The following is a 558-nucleotide window of genomic DNA, read 5'->3' on the forward strand; positions in this document are numbered from 1 at the left end:
CGCGGCGATGAAGGCGTTTATCGTCAACCGGGTTGGTGATTTCGGTTTTGCGCTGGGGATTTTCGCGATCTTCTTCCTGACTGACAGCATCAACTTCTCGGATATCTTTGCCTCGGCCCCTGACCTGTCGGAAATGCAACTCAGCTTCCTCTGGGGTGAGTGGAACGCGGTTGAGGTGATCTGTGTCCTTCTGTTCATCGGCGCTATGGGTAAATCGGCGCAGTTGATCCTGCACACTTGGTTGCCTGACGCAATGGAAGGCCCGACACCTGTATCGGCGCTGATCCATGCTGCGACGATGGTAACGGCGGGTGTGTTCCTTGTCTGCCGCATGTCGCCGCTGATGGAGTTCGCGCCGGGTGCGACCGGGTTCATCACCTTCCTTGGGGCCTCGACTGCGTTTTTTGCCGCGACCGTGGGTTTGGTTCAGACCGACATCAAGCGCGTCATCGCTTATTCGACCTGTTCGCAGCTAGGCTACATGTTCGTGGCCGCAGGCGTCGGCATGTACTCGGCGGCGATGTTCCACCTGCTGACACACGCCTTCTTCAAGGCGCT

1 protein-coding gene is annotated in these 558 nt (G+C 58.1%); it reads left to right on the top strand.

What is annotated here, in order from left to right; translation table 11 throughout:
• Window positions 1–558, top strand: a 558-nt coding sequence (locus ACR0E6_RS22890; RefSeq protein ID WP_480587741.1) for a proton-conducting transporter transmembrane domain-containing protein, incomplete at both ends; no start/stop codon positions are given.

This window comes from Ruegeria sp. AP12, assembly GCF_056540025.1.